The sequence below is a fragment of the Streptosporangium sp. NPDC049248 genome (assembly GCF_040678965.1).
Taxonomy (GTDB): domain Bacteria; phylum Actinomycetota; class Actinomycetes; order Streptosporangiales; family Streptosporangiaceae; genus Streptosporangium; species Streptosporangium fukuiense.
Window position 1 is genome coordinate 1 of sequence record NZ_JBFAQY010000017.1, and the last position, 17,324, is coordinate 17,324.

Sequence of the window (17,324 nt, forward strand, 5' to 3'; positions counted from 1 at the left end):
TCCAGCACGTGTATGCCTCGGCCGGTGACCACACCGTCGTGCTCGCGGTCACCGACGACAAGGGCGCCACGGGCACCGCCCGGCTCACCGTCCATGTCACCAACGCCGCACCCGAGGTGACGGTCAAGGCGCCGGCCGCCGGCAAGATCGTGGCCGTGGGCACCCCGGTGTCGCTGAACGCCTCCTTCACCGATCCGGGCACCGCCGACACCCACACTGCCACCTGGACAGTCGGCACACAGCAGGTGGCCGCGGCGGTGGCCGAAGACGGTGGTAAGGGCACGGTCACCGGCTCGCACACCTTCACCAAGGCCGGCCGTTACCCGATCGCGGTGACGGTGACCGACGACTACGGCGGCGCGGCCAGCGCAGACACCGTCGACGGGGCCACGATGTATGTGCTGGTCTACGACCCGGTCAGCTCGCTGGTGGGCGCCGGTCAGATGACCTCGCCCGCCGGCGCCTGCCGGCTGAGCACCGCCTGCGCCAAGGAGGGCACGGCGACCTTCGCGGTCACCGCCCGCTACCCGCGCAAGGCCACCACGCCCAGTGGGGCGCTGAACTATCAGGCCCCCGACTTCAAGCTGCGTGACACCTCCTACGCGGTGCTCGCCGCGGCGGACGGCACCACGATCCTGCGCGGAAAGGCACGGGTCAACGACAGCACCGATGTCAGCTTCGAGATCACGGCTGTCGACTCCGGCAAGCCCCTCGACCGCACCGACCAGCTGCGGGTGAGGGCATGGGACAAGAACGGGAAGCTGGTGTATGACAACCAGCCGACCGGCTCGACCTCACCGGTGACCGGCGTCATCCGCGTCAGCGGCTGAACCTGACAGTTCCGCGGGCCTCAGACCACCTGAGGCCCGCGGACATCCGGCTCAAACCCCCAATCACACTCAAATCGCTTGAGCAAGCATGAAAGCGCTCCATCCGCCTGGCCCTCACTGTCACCCTTCCGTGTCAACGACTCGTTGACAGGGTGAGCCTCCCGGGAGGGATCACAGCACGCCGTCTCCATATCAACGGGGTGTTGACATCTGCCTTCGGTTCACTGCTTCGCGACGCCCGACGCGACGATGGTCAGGATCGGCCAAGGGATGGAGCTGGGCCACCGGCGCGGACGCGCCTCGGTCGACGCGCTCGGTGACGACGGGTACGGGCAGTTGATCAGGCAGGGGGTCGACCGTCTCGCCGATCGCCTGCCGACCCCTGAGGATCCGGACTCCGGGGACGGAGCCCGCCGCCGGATCAGGTCATGTGCGGCGGGCGGGCTGCCGGGCAGGTGAATCGCCTCCCCGTCCCGGTGCGGCAGGCGAGCGTCGCGTCGATGCTCGCCGGGTCAAGAGGTCAGCAGCGCCGCGTAACGGTCGAGGTCGACGTTTCCCCCGCTGATGATCACGCCGACCCGCTGCCCGCGCAGCTGGGGGGCGAGATTGCGGACGGCGGCGAAACCGAGGCATCCGGTGGGCTCGACCACCGTTTTCATGATGGACCCGAAGATCCTCATGCTCTCGACGAGCTCGGCGTCGGTGGCGGTGAGGATGTCGTTGACATCGCGGCGGATGATGTCGAACGGGTAGGTGCCCAGGTGCTGGGTCTGCGCGCCGTCGGCGATGGTCTTCGGGGTGTCGATGTGCACGATGGTTCCCTGGCGCAGTGATCGCCGGCCGTCGTCGCCCGCCTCGGGTTCGACGCCGTACAGCGCGCAGTCCGGTGACAGCGCCCGGGTCGACAGCGCCGTGCCGGACAGCAATCCGCCGCCGCCCAGCGGTACGAAGAGCGCGTCGAGCTCGCCGACCTCGTCGAACAGTTCCTCGGCCGCGGTGCCCTGACCGGCGATCACGTGGGGGTGGTCGTACGGGGGGATCAGCGTGAGGCCGCGGTCGGCGGCCAGCGCCCGGCCGATCTCCTCCCGGTCCTCGGTGTAGCGGTCGTAGCGGACGACCTGCCCGCCGTAACCCTCGGTGGCGGTCACCTTCGCGGCCGGCGCGTCGTGCGGCATGATGATCGTGGCCGGGATGTCCAGCAGCCGGGCGGCCAGGGCGATCGCCTGGGCGTGGTTGCCGGAGGAGTAGGTGATCACGCCGGAGCGGCGCTGCCCGGGGGTGAAGCGGGACAGGGCGTTGAACGCGCCGCGGAACTTGAACGCGCCCACACGCTGGAAGTTCTCGCACTTGAACACCACATCGGCACCGACGCGTTCGTTGATCAGCCGCGAGCGCAGCACCGGGGTGCGGTGGGCCTGTGACGCGATGCGGGCGGCGGCGCTCCGGACGTCGTCGTAGGTCGGCGACTGGGACATCGGCTGGCTCTTCTCTGTTGGACACGGCCGGGGCCACGATCTCGGCGGCCCGGGGCCTGGGTGATCCGTACTCCTCCTGCGAGGGCAGGATCCTACCCAGAGCGCGGAAAGCGCCGCTGCCGCCTGTCGTGGTGACCGGCTTGCTCTGTCGAACGTGTTTACCGAACCACCCGTTCACCACTCAAGCACGTTCTAATATTTCTTGGCACGCTCCGGGGCGCCTCCACATGGTGAGCACCGAACCGCTGCGCGATGTCGCCTCCACCATCCCGGCGAGGGACCAGACCAGAGGAGAACCGTATGATCGATGTCACCCGGCAGATCAGCGCCGTACGGCGGCAGGTCGGCAGCCGCGTGCTCGAGGCGGGTGAGGCGCGTGTCGTGACCATCAGCCAGACATACGACACCGAGATCGAAGACCTCTGGGACGCCTGCACCAACCCCGAGCGCATCCCCCGATGGTTCCTGCCCATCTCCGGTGACCTGCGGCTCCATGGCCGCTACCAGCTTCAAGGCAACGCCGGCGGCAGGATCGAGCGTTGCGACCCGCCCAAGGGCTACGCCGTCACCTGGGAGTACGGCGGGGACATCAGCTGGATCGAAGTCCGGCTGACGGCCGAGCCCGGGGGCGGGGCGCGTTTCGAACTCGAGCACATCGCTCATGTCGACGACAGGTGGGAGGAGTTCGGGCCCGGCGCGCTCGGCGTCGGCTGGGACCTGGGGCTCGTGGGCCTGGCCATCCATCTGTCGTCGGCACAGGCCGTGGACCCGCAGGAGGCCGAGGCATGGGTGGCGTCCGACCAGGGCAGGCGGTTCATGGAACTCAGCAGCCTGGGGTGGTACGAGGCGGACGTCGCGGCGGGTGCTGACCAGGCCCGGGCGAAGGCGGCGGCGGATCAGGTCATGGCCGCCTACACCGCCCCGGCCGCTGAGGCGTCGAGCGAGCTCTGACGCACCGGTCGGCCGGGGGAGCCGGTGAACGGACGGCGAAAGCGGTCGAGGTGGTCGTGGATCGGTGCGCGCGGCGCGCCGTCCGGGCTAGCATCGGGTCGTCCGGCCTGAACGGGGACGGTGCCGGCCCGCTCCCTCGGCGGGCTCCGGCAGGCGGCCGGTGCCGGGAACGCACACGGATCGGGTTCTGGATCCGGCCGCGAGGTGCCCGGGCCGTCGGGTGGTGGGTGACAGAGCGATGAGGAGGAGAGCGGTGATCCGGCGCGACAGGCGGGCCGGATCCCTGGGCCGGAGGGATCCGGCAAGATCATGTAGAGCGTCGCGATTCTCTGTGCAGGTGGTGTTGTGGTGGCAGTCGGTACGATCCTCCGTTTCGACGAGGTGCGCGGATACGGTTTCATCGCCGCTGTCGGAGGAGGCGAGGATGTGTTCTTCCACGCCAACGACTTCGGTGAGAACCGGCATGTGGTTCAGCCGGGCCTTCGGGTGGAGTACGAGGTCATGGAGAGTGAGCGCGGCCTGAAGGTGTCGACGGTCAGCCTGGTGGACCCGCCGTCGGCGCGCCGGCCGGTCGCGGTGACGGCGCCGTCGGTGACGTCCTCCTCGGTCGCCTCCCCGCAGTTCGGCGACGACGACGGCGTGTGCGACGTGCTGTCGGCGAAGTCCTTCAGTGGCGCGGTCACCGAATTGCTCATCGAGAACGCGCCCACGCTGACGGGTGCGCAGATCGGGCAGGTCCGGCGGCATTTTCTGGCGTTCGCCCGATCCCACGGCTGGGTCGACGACTGACACCTCTGTCGTGGGGCCCGCGCGTCCTCCCGGATGCGCGGGCCGCGGCCGCTTCGGTCGCCGAACGAGAACCGGCCGACGCGCCGGTGAGGGTGATGTGGGCCGTCCTTCTCGCGCCGCGGGCCGAGCGGTGCGGCGGAGATCGCCGGGGCACCGGTCCCGACGGGCGTCAGAAGGGCCGAGGGGTCTCCGTGGAGGGCTGTACGACCACCAGGGACCTGTCCACCGGGATGGAGGCGACCAGGAGCCGGGTCGCCTCGGCGTGCCTGGACAGGATGACCACCTTGTTGCTCTTCACATCGACATAGCGGACGCTTCCGCCGGTCGGGTGGTTCGGCAGGGACTCGTCGAGCTTCTGCTTGATCGCCCTGAGCTTCGCGAGCGACGCGGCGACGACCTTGGGCTGGGCGCCCGCCGCGACGATGCGGGGGACGTCGGCCGCGCGGGTGGTGGCCACCACCAGGGTCTCGGAGAGGGTTCCCATCAGCCAGGATCCGCCGAAGCAGCCGCCGAGCATGTCACGGAGCCTCGCCTCGACCACCGTCAACCGGGCCTCGTTGCGCAGCCGGGTCTCGGCCTGTGCCCTGGTGAGGCCGAAGTCGCGTTGGAGCGCTTCGATCACGCCCGGCGGTAGCTGTTTGATGGGATCGGGCGGTGGCTTCCGTTTCCCGGTGGACGAGGCGGCAAAGGCGCTCGCCTCCCGAACCGGGACGGCTGCCGGGACGACCGACGAGGTAAGCACGGTGAGCGTCAGGACGCACCCTGCGGTGACGATGTGCCTACGGGACATGAGCCTCTCCTCGACTCCGGCTTCTCCGGACCTGAGGGGACCCCGCATCTGCGACTGGTGACGCGACACGGGTGATACAACTCTAATTCAGCCGTCGCCGGTCACGGCCACGGGGACCGGACGCCACGCGGATGGCGATTTCGAGCCGGGCCACCGGGCCGTTCCCGGATCTCCCGCGTGGGGGCCGGTGCCGCCACGCCACGCCTGAGCAGCGCGGATGCCCGCCTGGGGAGTCCGTTTCGCGCACACTGTGACTGATCCGTTGGAACAGGCCGGGCCCGCCGGCCTCTCGCTGATCGGTGTGGAGTGGTTCGATGAGCTTGTCCAGGCGTGAGATGGTCGCAGGGCTGGGTGTGCTGGCCGTTCCCCTCGCCCCGCGGCCGACGGCCTCGCCCTCACCGGAGTCCCGGTCGACGGCCGCGCTGCCGGTCGTTCCCGCCGGTGCCGATCCCGGGCGGCTCGCCCGGGACGAGGGCTTCTGGAGCACCGTGGCGCGGCAGTATCGGGTCAGCCGGGACTTCGTCAACCTGGAGAACGGCTACTACGGGATCATGCCCGAGCCGGTGCGCCGTGCCTACCAGCGCAACACCGACCACCTCAACGAGGTGAGCTCCTACCTGCTGCGCAACACCTACAAAGGGCGGGCGGACCAGGTCAGGAAACGCATCGCGACCATGCTCGGGGTCTCCATGGAGGAGATCGCCCTCACCCGTGGCGGTACCGAGGCCCTGCAACTGCTGATCGCCGGCTATCTGCGGCTGCGCCCCGGCGATTCGGTGATGTACGCCGACCTGGACTACCACAGCATGCAGTACTCCATGAACTGGCTGCGCGACCGGCGTGGCGTCCAGGTGGAGCGGCTGGTCATTCCCGAGCCGGCGACCCGCCAGGCGGTGCTCGACGCCTACGCCCAGGCGTTCCGGGAGCACCCTCGGGTCAGGCTGCTGCTGCTCAGCCACATGAACAATCGCACCGGGCTGGTGGTGCCCGTGCGCGAGATCGTCGCGATGGCCCGCGAGCGGGGCATCGACGTGATCGTCGACGCCGCCCACTCCTGGGGGCACCTGGATTTCACCATGGGCGACCTGGAGGCGGATTTCGCCGGATTCTCCCTGCACAAGTGGATGGGCATGCCGCTGGGGGCGGGCTTCCTCTACATCCGCAAGGATCGCCTGGCCGACATCGACGTCGCCTTCGATGATGTGACCTTCCCCCGCGACGACATCCGTTCGCGAGTGCACACCGGCACTCTGAACGTCGCCCCCGTCCTGACCGCCGACGTCGCACTGGACTTCCACGACGCCCTGGGCGCCGCCGCCAAGCAGGCGCGGCTGCGCTTCCTGCGCGACCGCTGGGTGAGCCAGGTGCTCGACATCGACAACCTGGAGATCCTCACTCCCGAGGAGCCCGCCATGTACGGCACGATCACCGCGTTCCGGATCACCGGACGTACCTCGGAAGCCGAGAACGTCGCGATCGCCGCCGACCTGATGAAGCGACACCGGATCTTCACCGTCAACCGCGGCGGCCCGGCCAGGGGCGACTGCGTGCGGGTGACACCGGCGCTCTTCACCGGCTGTGACGACGTCGACCTGCTGGCCGCGGCGGTGCGCGACATCGCGGGGCGGATGCGTGTCTGAAGGTCCTCGTGCTCCGGTACGTCGGCGAAGTCCTGCGGGCCGCTCCTTGAGTATGCCGACGGGTGTCCGGATCGGGCAGGTCGGACGGCGTTTCCTGACGTTCGCCCGATGACGCGTGCCGCGGCGGGACGATCCCGGGTGATGGGGCCCGCGCGTCCGCCGGGACACGCGGACCCCCGGGTTCAGTTGCCGAACGAGAACCAGTTGAGGTTGACGAAGTCGGCGGGTTGCCCGCTGGTGAAGGTGATGTAGACCGTGTGGGTTCCGGTCACCGAGGCGATGTTGGCCGGGATCGTACGCCAGCTCTGCCAGCCGCCCGTGTTGCCGACGGCGAAGTCGCCGATCGGAGCCGCGGTCAGGCTGTCGAGGCGCACCTGGACCAGCCCGCTGACCCCGCCGGCCGCCCCGGACGCGACGCGGGCCTTGAACTGGGTGGCCGCCGCGCCGCCGAAGTTGACTCCGTCGAAGCGCAGCCAGTCGCCGTTGCCGATCTGTGCGACGTTCTGCCCGCCACCGGTGTCCGTGGTGGTCTCCAGCGACGTGCCCGCCTGCGCCTGGTAGCGCTCGGCCTGGATGGTCGAGCGGGCGTCCACCCCGCCCGGAGGGGGAGTGATCGTCGGGGTGGGAGTGGAACCGGAGCCGCTCTGCCAGACGGCCACGTAGTCAACGAGCATCGGACGGCCGGAGACCGTCGCCGCGGTCGGGGTCTGCCCGGCCAGCGCGTTGGGGAACGCCCCGCCCATGGCCACGTTGAGCAGGATGAAGTAGCCCTGGTGGCCGGTCATGTTGCTCCAGGTCCCGGCGTCGAACTGGGACTGGCTGACACTGTGGAACTGCTGTCCGTCGACGTACCAGCGCAACTGGTTCGGGGTGATGCTGCGGTCCCACTCGAAGCGGTAGGTGTGGAACGCCGACTGGCAGGAGGAACCGGGGCACGTCCGGCTGGCGCCGATGCCGGTGGTCTCGTTGCAGGGCCCGCCGGGGTTCACCCCGCAGTGGAGCACGCCCCAGACGGAGTTGATGCCGTTGACGTTCTCCATGATGTCGAACTCGCCGATGCCGGGCCAGTTCCAGTAGCTGCCGCGATACGGCGCGCCCAGTGCCCAGAAGGCGGGCCAGTAGCCCAGTGCGGCGTCACCGGTGACGTTGGGCATCTGGATACGGCCCTCGATGCGCAGGATGCGGCCGTCGGCGGGCTTGAAGTCCGAGCGGCGGGTCTCGATGCGGGCGGACGTCCACTCGCTGCCGCTCTTTATCGGGGTGATGCGCAGGTTCCCGCCACCGTCGAGGCTCAGGTTGGCGGAGGAGTCGGTGTAGCGCTGGATCTCACCGGTGCCCCAGTTGGCGGGACCGCCCGGGTAGGCGTGGCCGGTGTCGACGATCCAGTTGGCGGAGGAGGGAAGCGACCCGGCGCCGCCGGTGAAGTCGTCGCTCCAGACCAGGGACCAGCCGGAGGGGGTTGCCGGGACGGAGGCGTGGGCGGTGATGGCGATCATCATCGGCACCAGCGCGGCGACGATGACCGAGATCCATCCGAGAGAGCGCTTTCTTTCTGAGGGGTGGCTCATTCGGAACCTCTCACAAGGCGAATAAAGTGGACGGTCGACCATCGCTGCAGCATAAAGACCGATTAATACCACTGTTACGCGAAGGTTAAGCCAGGGTCAACACCCGAGTCGGAAAAAGCAAGAGAGCGCTCTCAGTGCTCGTTCGCGCCGGGTTCGGCCATCGCTTCGCGTTCCGGACGTGCTACCCGCGCCGCCGGCTGACGTGCGGCGTTCTGTCGGGGCCCGGGTGGCCGCTCGCCTTCTGTTCGGGCCGTCGGCCGGCGGAAAGTCTGACAATGCCTTCGGAAATCCACTGACTCGAATATTTACCGTTAGGAAAGTTTCTTTTATATTCGAGTCACCCCCCCAGCCAAGGAGCAGTACATGCGCAGAACGGTCACCTTCCTCGCGACGGCGATCATCGCCATCGCCGCCACCGTGTTCGTCGCCTCACCGGCCAGCGCGCACGGCTACATCTCGTCGCCGCCGAGCCGTCAGGCCATGTGCGCCCAGGGCCGCGTCTCCAACTGCGGTGACATCATCTACGAACCGCAGAGCGTGGAGGGCCCCAAGGGCCTGCGAAACTGCCACGGAAACGTCGGTCGGTTCTCCCAGCTCAGCGACGAGAGCAAGGGCTGGCCGGCCACGAGTGTCGGCAACTCGGTCACCTTCAACTGGGTGCTGACCGCCCGCCACGCCACCAGCACCTGGGAGTACTACATCGGCAACACCCGGATCGCGGTCTTCAACGACGGCGGCAGGCAGCCCGGCGCCACGGTCTCGCACAACGTGAGCCTGGGCGGCAGGACCGGCCGTCTGAAGGTTCTCGCGGTCTGGAACATCGCCGACACCGCCAACGCCTTCTACTCCTGCGTCGACCTGCAGCGCTGACCCGTCCGGCCCGCTCCCGCTCCCTCCGCGCCCCGGTGGGGCGGGAGCGGTTCCCGTCATCCTGATCGCAGCTCGGGTTTCCCGCAGTGAGCGAGCGACCCGGCGTCCTCCGGCGCCCTGCCCTGCCGGGCGGCGCGCAGGGCGTCGGCGAACCGGGCGAGGTCCAGTTCCCCGGCGGGCAGGTCGCCGTTGACCACCGCGCGGGCGCACCCGCGGAACACCTCGCTGAAAGCGGAGTAGTAGGAGTACTGCGGGCGTGACTCGGCCTTGCACAGGGCCTGGTGGATCTTCCCGGCCAGCTCCTGGAGCATGGAAGCGGTGATCTCAGGGTCCTCGCCGGGAGGGCCGGCGGCGATGGCCGCCCCCGTCGAGGGATTCGCTCCCGCCCCCGGCGTGCAGTCCGTTCTCCCGGAGAAGCCCGTTTCCGTCCCGGGGGAGACCGAGAGTTGGTCACAGCTGCGCGGGGCGCGCCGGTACTCCTCGTAGACGGATTCGAGCACGGGCGGATAGCCGCTGCAGGCGAACAGCCGGGCCTGTGCCTGGTGGCCGGTCAGGAAGTCGATGAGCATCCGTGCCTGGTCCGGATTCTTCGAACGCGCGGAGATCGCCAGATTGAAACCACCGAGGATGCCGGTACTGGGCAGCGCGGCCAGGCCGAAGCGCAGGCGCCGCTGGTCGTCGTACATCGAACTGTCCGTGGCCAGGCGGTGGAACGCGAACGGCCAGTTGCGCATGTAGCCCGCGCCCTCGTCGCGGAACGCGTGCAGGCTGTTCTCCTCTGCGGAGTGCTTCGGGCCTCGCACCAGGAGTCCGTCCTTGAAGGCGTCGAAGGTGTCCTGCTTGGAGAACTCCTCCGCACCACGTGCCAGGGTGCCCTCCCCCAGCAGCGCCTGCCAGTGGGCGAGCGCCTCGCGTACCCGCTCGCCGTTGGCCTCCTCGTCCACCACGATCCGGTCACCGTCGGTGACCCTCCCGCCCTCGGAGAGGATCGCCTCCATCAGGTTGACCGTGCCGCCCTCGTAGTCGCCGAGTTGCACGGCGTACCCGCCGCTCCCGGCGGCGTACTTCCAGAGCTGTTCCATCGTGGTGGGCACCGGCAGGCCTCGGCGGTGGAACAGCAGGGGCACGTCGGTGACGAAGGGCACCGCGTACTGGACCCCGTCCACCTGGCCGGTCTCCAGGACGGTGTCCACGAACAGGTTCGCCTTCTGGGGGTCGAGTGGGTACGGCAGGATGTAGCCACTTCGGGCGAATTCGGTGATCCAGGCGACGTCCACCGAGAGCACGTCGTAGGCGCAGCTCCCGAATTGGGATCGGCCGGCCATCTCGACCCGCTGCTCGTCGGTGGGGTCGGCCACCTCGACCAGCATGACCTGGGTGGTGTGTGTACGGTTCCACTCCTCGATCAGGTCGCGGCGGAAGCTGCCCGCGGTGATGTCGGAACCGGTCGCCACGGTGAGCCGGTCCGACCTCCCGCAGTCGCTGGATTCCCCGACGGGGAACGAGGGGACCTTGGTGGTGAGGGAGATGAGCAGCGAGGCCAGCACCATTCCCGCCAGCACTCCGGCGCCACCCCAGCGGCGCTGGGCGGGGGTCAATCCGCTGACCAGGGCGACAGGGCGGCGCATCAGGCTCATCGAAGATCCCTTCCCCGCAGGCTGGAGATCAGATGTCTCAGTGCCTGCCGTATGTCGGCTCCTGCCTCCACGCACTCGCGGTACTTCCCCTGGCGCGGGGGAGAGCGGTCGCAGCCGTTGTCACCGAGAGCCAGGACGTAGAGGGCGCTGACGTTGGACGCGCGGGCGAGGGTCGCGCCGATGCTCCTCCCCGATGGCTCGTCGTTGAAGACACCCCCGTCGGTCACGACGACGAGGGCACGTCCCGGGGCTCTGGCACGCCCGTTCAGGTTCATGATCATGTCCGATATGGGGGCGTCGGAGCCGTCAGGTGTCGCGCCGGTGACCATCCTGGTCAGACTGTCGAACTCCGCGCGGCCCACCGCCTGATGAAGCTGCCTGAACCGGGTCCTGTCTTTGACAGTGGAGAAGGAGCTCAGCGTGAAATCATCCCGTGGGGTGATCAGCGGCTTGATGTCGGGAAAGGTCTCACGCAGTCGTATGAGCAGGGACCGGGGCGGTTCGGCCATCGAACCGGACACGTCAAGGGCGATCTCGGCGTCGACGCGGGGCAGCCGGCCGAAGAATTGGCCCTGGGCCTTTTCCAGTTCCTGGAAAGTGCGCACGGGCTGCCTTTTCCCGGGGCCCGCGCCGAAGAGCGGGTTGGCGACCAGCCAGGCGCGGAACAGGTCGAGCGCGGCCGTGCGCTCCTTGTTCCGCTCGTTCGGCCAGTCGATCCTGACGAACGGGTAGTCCAGCCCGGAAAGTCCGGGGGAGAGGAACTCCTTGAGCTTGGTCATCCCACTCGGCGCCCCCTCCGGGCAGCGGGGGTCGTCGAACCGCCCGTTGTTGTACTCCCTCAGGCTGTGCAGCGGGATCACCAGGGCGGGACTCTGGTCGAGCTCCGCGTCGGCCCCGCGGGTCGCGATCCTGACCCGGCAGAGCAGCGAGCTGACACTCTCGGCGACGAGGCCGAGCTGCTCCGCCCCCAGGACGTTTCCCAGGGGCATCAGGTCGGAGACCGCGACGAGCCCGGCGGTGGAGAGTTCGGGCTGTGGGTAGTTCACCGGCATGGCGAACTTCGAGCGGATCACCTCCCAGAGGTCGGGGAGACTGTGGCTGTCGGGCGGCCCCGGAGGGAGCTCTTTCCTCACCCTTTCGGCTCGCCCGCTGATCATGCCGACCACCAGCCGGTCGGACGCGACCGATGAGCCGATGTCGAGGGTGGCGCCGCCCGGCCCCACATAGTTGGTGACGAGTTCGGCCTCGCCGGTGCTGGTGGCGATCCAGGCGTCGGGCCGGGGACCGTACAGCCGGCGAAACGGCTCGTCGCCCTCCTGCCGAGCGTCGTCGCGGTACCAGTTGTCGCCGAAGGCGTAGGTCAACTCGCCGATCGAGGGCGCCACTCCCACCGAGATCGCGTACGGGGCGCAGCCGTTCAGCAGTTGCTCCCGGGTGAAGTGAGCGATGCTCTCTTGCAGGATGGTCATGTTCTCCGGCGCGGTGACGACGCGCAACTCCAGCGGCCGGTCGCAGTCGGGAGGCCAGATCCGGTGGCTCAGCCACGTTCCGCCCTGGACGACCCCCCAGGGGATCGTGACGATCGAGACACCAAGGAGGACACTGATGTAGCCGGCCGACAGCTTGGACATGAATCGTCTCAGCCGCAGGAGCCTCTTCCCCGGCGCGGCGGATGCGGGCCTCCTCGCCGCGCGGCGACGCCTGGCCGGTTCGAGCCGCCGCCGCAGGAAACGGGCGAACCTGCCCAGCGTCAGCAGGACGGCCACGGCCAGGCCGATCACCGCGCAGACGAGCAGGGCCAGGCCGGCGCCGAGTGCCCGCACGCCGTCCGTCAGCACCGTGACCAGGCCGGCGATGCCGCTGGCGACCAGGGCGGTCGCGGCGGTCTCCTTGAGTTTCGTCGAGAGGCCGCCGGGCGGGTCGGCATCCGGTTCCCGCGAGCCGTCGGTGGACGGGGAAGGGGAGGAACCGGACATGGACATCACTGCCTGTTCGACGATGTGAATGACGGGCTTTCAAACAGCTGTGCCGCAAATAGGTACCGGTAAGTGAAGGAACGTTGCGGAGTGCGGTCTAGAGAGGCGACGTCTCGAGGATGTTGCTGTGGGGTGAGTTGAGGGGGTTTGTCGGTCCGAGCCGATCCGGAGAGGTCCGGATCGGCTAAGATCCTAAACCGCTCGGCCGTCGAGTGCGACGGACGCCTTGATTTCGCCCCCTTTTTTATCGACACTAAACATCGATTCGGGCAGGTAGCTTTCTGTGCTCCCCGTGGTCTTATTCGGCGCCGGGAGGAACGGGCGTGGCGAACCGTTGTTCGTGACCTGGAGTCCCTGGTTGCCGGCGATCGCGGCGGGGTAGATGATCATTCCAGGCCCGGTGGACTCGCTGGGTGATCCCAGAAGGGTGACTCGGAGTGGTCATGTCATCGCGAAAAAGATCGTCATTGAATATGAATCGGAATGGCTTGCGTAGACTTTGTGGGCATAGCGTCCCAAAGCGTGCAACCCGACTTTCTGGGTACGCTTTAATTGCCCGAACCTCGGTGATTCAACGCCACGGCAATGGGGAACGGATATCGTGCGTCCAGGGGTCCCGGCGCCCGTCGGGGCAGGGGTCGGCACTGTCGAGGTGATCGTTGGCTCGTCGCACAAAAAAATTCGCCGATATGGCCACGGCGCTTCTGGTAATTGTTGGAATCCTAGTCGGACTGCCGATCGGAATGGTCGGAGAATATTTTCCGGGAACGGTGGCCGAGAACCGGATCACATGGGTCGCGATTTTCGGGTTGACCGCCTTCCTCACGGTCCTGCTGACCCGGCTGACACCGGAACTGATGAAGTCGCGCGCTCGCGGCGGGCTCTTCCAGGTGCCCGACAGAAGGGCGGGATGGGTCCGCAGAACCGAGCTGGACGACGTGGTCTCCACCCTGACGATGAGAGGCTCGGGAACGGTCGGCCTGACCACCGGCATCGCCGGGGCGGGCGGTTTCGGTAAGACGTCCCTGGCCGTGGAGGCGTGCCACAGCGATGAGGTGCGGAAGCGGTTCAAGGGCGGCGTCATCTGGGTCACCGTGGGCCGCGACCGCGCCGGTGTCGACCTCGCGGCGCTGGCCAACGACGTCACGGAGGCCGTGACGGGCACCCGGCCGGAGTTCTCCAGCCCGGAGCAGGCCGGCCACCGGATGGCCGAGATCCTGGCGGAGCGGGGCCGGACGCTGCTGGTGGTCGACGACGTGTGGAGCCTGTCACAGCTGAGCCCCTTCCTGGCCGCGGCGGTGCGGTCCCGGGTGCTGGTGACGACCCGCCTGCCCAGAGCCCTTCCCCCGAACGCGATCGCGATGATCGTCGACGAGATGGCACCGCGAGTGGCCGTCCAGTTGCTGAGCCGTGGGCTGCCGCCGATGAACCCCGGGGCCGTCAACAGCCTGATGGGCCTGACGGGAAGATGGCCGCTGCTACTGGACCTCGTCAACGCGCGCCTGCGTGACGAGTACGGCGGCGGGGTGAACCCCGACGTCGCCGCCCGCCGGGCGGTCGAGCGGCTCGGCCGGGCCGGACCCGCCACCCTGGACGTCACCGTTCCCCGCCAGCGGGAGACCGCGGTGCGCGTGACGGTCGAGCACAGCCTTGAGGCTCTCGGCGTGTTCGACCGCGCCCGCTTCCTCGAGCTGGGGGTCTTTCCGCAGGACGCCGACATACCGGTCGGCATCGTCGAGCTTCTCTGGCGCGCCACCGCCGGACTCACCCCCGAGCAGACCGAGCGCCTCTGCGCGAGGCTGCACGACCTGTCACTGATCAGCAGGCACCGGACGGAGGGAACGGTGTCGTCGGTCACGATCCACGACGTCATCCGGTCACACCTCCGCTCGGAGTACGGGCTGGGGAGAGAGCGCGTCGAGGCGGTCAACCGCGACTTCCTCGACGAGGCCCGCAACCTGATACCCGACGACGACCTCGCGGCGGACGCCGAATGGTGGAGGCTGCCCAGGGAGGTGCCCTACCTCTGGGACCATCTGCTGTTCCACCTCGCCGAGGGGAGAAGGCATCGGGAACTGGAGTCGATCCTGCACGACGTGCGATGGTTCGTCACCCGGGTACGAGCCTTCGGGGTGGCCGCGGCGGAGTCGGATCTGATGCTGTCGACCTCCCGCTCCGTCGCCGGGGTCCGGCAGCTGATCGCCCGGAGCGCACACCTGCTCACCCCCTTCGAATCGGATGCCGTCTCCACCGCGAACCTGCTGGCCCGCCTGTACGCGTTCCCGCCGATGCGGGCGTCGATCGAGCGCTACAGCCAGGAGACCGAGACCTCCTTCCTGAGAGCCCGCTGGCCGCTGCCCGACATCGGCGCCACCTGTCTGCTGGGCGTGCTGACCTCGACGACGAAACGGCTGAGGGACGTATCGATCACACCGGACGGATCGAGATTCGTCGTCCACGGCCGCGATGGTGTGCAGATATGGAAGACCGACGGCACTACCCGGACAACGCTGGCCACTCACCGGAAGCCGGTTCACGAGGTCGCCGCCGCGCCGGACGGTTCGTGGCTGGTGACCCGTTCCGGACGCCGGAGAGTGCAGGTCTGGGGGATCGACGGCACCCAGAGGGCGATCCTGGAGAACGGCGTCGGCAGGCTCGCCGGGATGGTGGCCGCGCCGGACGCCTCGTGGCTGGCGACCCTCTCCGCGCGGGGAAGGGTCGTTCTGTGGAACCCCGAAGGAAGCAGGCGCGCCGTTCTGAAGAGCGGGGTCGGCAGGCTCGCCGGGATGGTGGCCGCGCCGGACGCCTCGTGGCTGGCCACCTTCTCCGCGCGGGGAAGGGTCGTTCTGTGGAACCCCGAAGGAAGGAAGCGCCTGACCCTCAGGAGCCCGGTCAGGGTGAGGACCAAGCCGAGAACCCTGAGGGACACCCTGCTGATGCGCGGCTGGAACCAGGAGAACGAGAAGGTCTCCGGCCGGAACAGGCCGATACGCGAGGTCTCCAAGATGGCCGTCTCGCCGGACGGCGGCTGGCTGGCGACCCTCTCCGGAGACGGGAGCGTGCGCCTGTGGGGAGTCGACGGCGACGAGAGAGCCGTCCTGACGGGACACGTCGGAGCGGCACCCGGGATCCGCATCGCCCCTGACGGCAGCTGGCTGGTCACCTGGACGTCCACCGGCTCGGTCCGGCTGTGGGAGTCCGACGGCAGGCAGCGGGCCGTTCTGCCCGGGCATGCCGGGGTGGTACGTCAGGTGGTGATCGCCCCTGACGGCAGCTGGCTGGCGACCCTCTCCGAGGATCGAAACGTGCGGCTGTGGGAGTCCGACGGCAGGCAGCGGGCCGTTCTGCCCGGGCATGCCGGGGTGGTACGTCAGGTGGTGATCGCCCCCGACAGCAGCTGGCTGGCGACCCTCTCCGGAGAGCGGAGCGTGCGGTTGTGGGAGTCCGACGGCGGCGAACGGGCAGCCCTGTCCGGGCATGCCGGGGTGGTGCGTCAGGTGGTGATCGCCCCTGACAGCAGTTGGCTGGCCGTCTGCTCGCAGGACGGGGAGGTCCGGATGTGGCAGTCGGAGCGCTCCGGACGGCAGAGTCGCAGGGGCCGGACCGGGATGGTGCGCAAGGTGACCATCTCCCCCGAGGGGAACTGGATCGCCACCCACTCCGGCGACGGCTCGGTGAAGCTCTGGAACGAGGACAGGATAGAAGGGGCGACCCTCACCGTTCCCATCGAGACCAGCCACTACGGCGCGGTCTCGCCGGACAAGACGTGGCTGGCCCTCTGGTCCGGCGATCACGTGATCCGGATACGCGGAGCCGGTGGCCGCAGGAGGGCCATTCCGACAGGGCACACCGGACGTGTGCGGGGAGTGGCGATCGCCCCCGACAGCAGCTGGCTGGCCACCTGGTCGGCGGACCGGACCGTACGGCTCTGGGGTGCGGGCGGCAGCAGGAGGGCGGTGCTGGCCGGTCACACCGGGCCGGTGCGCGAGGTGGTGATCGCCCCCGACAGCAGCTGGCTGGCCACCTGCTCGGAGGACGGCACCGCGCGTATCTGGTGGGCCGACGGCACCGAGCGGGCAGTACTGGTCGCGAACATCCGGGCGACCGCGCACATCCTCATCTCCCCGGACGGTGCCTGGCTCGCGACCCTGTCCATCTACGGAAAAATCCAGCTCTGGAAACCGGACGGCAGCAGGTATGCCACTCTGAAAAGCAGGGTGGAGGCCATAGGAGAGATCACCGTCGCACCCAACGGCAGGTGGTTCGCCATCGTCTCGGTCAACGGGACGGCGGGCCTGTGGGGAGCCGACGGAAAGGCGCGGGCCTCGCTCAAGGGATGTCCGGGAGCGGCCCGGCAGGTGGTGATCGCCCCCGACGGCACCTGGCTGGCCGCCTGCTTCGAGGACGGCACCGCGCGCGTCTGGTCGGCCGGCGGCAGGGATCGGGCGACGCTGTCCGCGAAGTCGGGCAGGATCCGCGGTGTGGCCGTCTCCCCGGACAGCAACCTGCTCGCCACCTGCTCGGACGACGGAACCATCCGGCTGTGGGACAGGTACGGAGAGTCGGCGGGGGCCGGAGCCAGGGTCGAGGCGGGCCTCAACTGCCTGGCCTGGTTCCCCAGCGGCTTCGGCCTGGTCGCCGGGGGAGACCAGGGCCTGTACGGCTTCGACCTCTACCCGCCCCCCGCCTGAACCGAGCGGTCGGGTCGCTGTGTACATGGCGAGCGCGACGGCCACCCTGTCATCGGCCGGCACCCGGTGAACCGTGTCGGCCGGTGTTTCACGGGCCGGACGCAGCC

The 17,324-nt window shown here is 68.9% G+C and carries 13 protein-coding genes; 7 read left to right on the plus strand and 6 right to left on the minus strand.

Going from position 1 to position 17,324, the window contains the following annotated elements:
* Both AB0K21_RS27190 and AB0K21_RS27195 read left to right on the plus strand, forming a co-directional pair.
* Positions 1-830 (plus strand): PKD domain-containing protein (locus AB0K21_RS27190; protein WP_364154338.1); only part of this gene is annotated, 830 nt, incomplete at its 5' end.
* A 270-nt stretch (positions 831-1,100) separates the two neighbouring features.
* Positions 1,101-1,289: a hypothetical protein gene (locus tag AB0K21_RS27195; RefSeq protein ID WP_343977981.1), complete on the plus strand. Its 189-nt coding sequence runs from the start codon at positions 1,101-1,103 to the stop codon at positions 1,287-1,289.
* Between the two features lie 53 nt (positions 1,290-1,342).
* Here AB0K21_RS27195 and AB0K21_RS27200 read toward each other — a convergent pair whose 3' ends face one another.
* The gene (locus tag AB0K21_RS27200) at positions 1,343-2,305 is read right to left on the minus strand and encodes a threo-3-hydroxy-L-aspartate ammonia-lyase (RefSeq protein ID WP_343977978.1); all 963 of its coding nucleotides are present in this window, start codon (positions 2,303-2,305) and stop codon (positions 1,343-1,345) included.
* A gap of 300 nt (positions 2,306-2,605) precedes the next feature.
* On the opposite strand from AB0K21_RS27200, the gene AB0K21_RS27205 reads away from it, so the two are divergent.
* Both AB0K21_RS27205 and AB0K21_RS27210 read left to right on the plus strand, forming a co-directional pair.
* Positions 2,606-3,256, plus strand: coding sequence for an SRPBCC family protein (locus AB0K21_RS27205; RefSeq protein ID WP_364154342.1), 651 nt, complete (start codon positions 2,606-2,608; stop codon positions 3,254-3,256).
* 348 nt (positions 3,257-3,604) lie between these two features.
* Positions 3,605-4,045 carry a cold shock domain-containing protein gene (locus AB0K21_RS27210; protein WP_343977972.1) on the plus strand — a complete coding sequence of 147 codons (441 nt, stop codon included), beginning with the start codon at positions 3,605-3,607 and terminating at the stop codon, positions 4,043-4,045.
* Between the two features lie 169 nt (positions 4,046-4,214).
* Here AB0K21_RS27210 and AB0K21_RS27215 read toward each other — a convergent pair whose 3' ends face one another.
* Positions 4,215-4,835, minus strand: coding sequence for a S1 family peptidase (locus AB0K21_RS27215; protein WP_343977968.1), 621 nt, complete (start codon positions 4,833-4,835; stop codon positions 4,215-4,217).
* 314 nt (positions 4,836-5,149) lie between these two features.
* Between AB0K21_RS27215 and AB0K21_RS27220 the strand changes: the two genes are divergently transcribed.
* Positions 5,150-6,475: an aminotransferase class V-fold PLP-dependent enzyme gene (locus AB0K21_RS27220; RefSeq protein WP_364154346.1), complete on the plus strand. Its 1,326-nt coding sequence runs from the start codon at positions 5,150-5,152 to the stop codon at positions 6,473-6,475.
* A 182-nt stretch (positions 6,476-6,657) separates the two neighbouring features.
* Here AB0K21_RS27220 and AB0K21_RS27225 read toward each other — a convergent pair whose 3' ends face one another.
* Positions 6,658-8,043 (minus strand): glycoside hydrolase family 16 protein, encoded by a 1,386-nt coding sequence (locus tag AB0K21_RS27225; protein WP_343977961.1) that lies wholly within the window; start codon positions 8,041-8,043, stop codon positions 6,658-6,660.
* A gap of 363 nt (positions 8,044-8,406) precedes the next feature.
* On the opposite strand from AB0K21_RS27225, the gene AB0K21_RS27230 reads away from it, so the two are divergent.
* A complete protein-coding gene (locus tag AB0K21_RS27230) occupies positions 8,407-8,913 on the plus strand; it encodes a lytic polysaccharide monooxygenase auxiliary activity family 9 protein (RefSeq protein ID WP_343977958.1) in 507 nt (168 codons plus the stop codon).
* Between the two features lie 56 nt (positions 8,914-8,969).
* On the opposite strand, the gene AB0K21_RS27235 is transcribed toward AB0K21_RS27230, so the two are convergent.
* The 3 genes from AB0K21_RS27235 to AB0K21_RS27245 all read right to left on the minus strand — a co-directional run bounded on the left by AB0K21_RS27235 (position 8,970) and on the right by AB0K21_RS27245 (position 12,916).
* Positions 8,970-10,550, minus strand: a complete 1,581-nt coding sequence (locus AB0K21_RS27235; RefSeq protein WP_343977955.1) for an extracellular solute-binding protein — start codon at positions 10,548-10,550, stop codon at positions 8,970-8,972.
* Positions 10,547-12,526, minus strand: coding sequence for a hypothetical protein (locus tag AB0K21_RS27240; RefSeq protein WP_364154351.1), 1,980 nt, complete (start codon positions 12,524-12,526; stop codon positions 10,547-10,549). The genes AB0K21_RS27235 and AB0K21_RS27240 overlap by 4 nt, the downstream gene beginning before the upstream one ends.
* 192 nt (positions 12,527-12,718) lie before the next feature.
* Positions 12,719-12,916, minus strand: a complete 198-nt coding sequence (locus tag AB0K21_RS27245) for a hypothetical protein (protein ID WP_343977949.1) — start codon at positions 12,914-12,916, stop codon at positions 12,719-12,721.
* A 419-nt stretch (positions 12,917-13,335) separates the two neighbouring features.
* Between AB0K21_RS27245 and AB0K21_RS27250 the strand changes: the two genes are divergently transcribed.
* Positions 13,336-17,217, plus strand: coding sequence for an NB-ARC domain-containing protein (locus AB0K21_RS27250; RefSeq protein WP_364154354.1), 3,882 nt, complete (start codon positions 13,336-13,338; stop codon positions 17,215-17,217).
* The last annotated feature ends 107 nt before the right edge of the window (positions 17,218-17,324 follow it).

Coding starts and splice junctions, on each gene's coding strand:
- AB0K21_RS27245 (WP_343977949.1), bottom strand. CDS start 12,916: ATGATCATCTACCCCGCCGCGATCGCCGGCAACCAGGGACTCCAGGTC.
- AB0K21_RS27195 (WP_343977981.1), top strand. CDS start 1,101: ATGGAGCTGGGCCACCGGCGCGGACGCGCCTCGGTCGACGCGCTCGGT.
- AB0K21_RS27225 (WP_343977961.1), bottom strand. CDS start 8,043: ATGAGCCACCCCTCAGAAAGAAAGCGCTCTCTCGGATGGATCTCGGTC.
- AB0K21_RS27200 (WP_343977978.1), bottom strand. CDS start 2,305: ATGTCCCAGTCGCCGACCTACGACGACGTCCGGAGCGCCGCCGCCCGC.
- AB0K21_RS27220 (WP_364154346.1), top strand. CDS start 5,150: ATGAGCTTGTCCAGGCGTGAGATGGTCGCAGGGCTGGGTGTGCTGGCC.
- AB0K21_RS27215 (WP_343977968.1), bottom strand. CDS start 4,835: ATGTCCCGTAGGCACATCGTCACCGCAGGGTGCGTCCTGACGCTCACC.
- AB0K21_RS27230 (WP_343977958.1), top strand. CDS start 8,407: ATGCGCAGAACGGTCACCTTCCTCGCGACGGCGATCATCGCCATCGCC.
- AB0K21_RS27240 (WP_364154351.1), bottom strand. CDS start 12,526: ATGTCCGGTTCCTCCCCTTCCCCGTCCACCGACGGCTCGCGGGAACCG.
- AB0K21_RS27235 (WP_343977955.1), bottom strand. CDS start 10,550: ATGAGCCTGATGCGCCGCCCTGTCGCCCTGGTCAGCGGATTGACCCCC.
- AB0K21_RS27205 (WP_364154342.1), top strand. CDS start 2,606: ATGATCGATGTCACCCGGCAGATCAGCGCCGTACGGCGGCAGGTCGGC.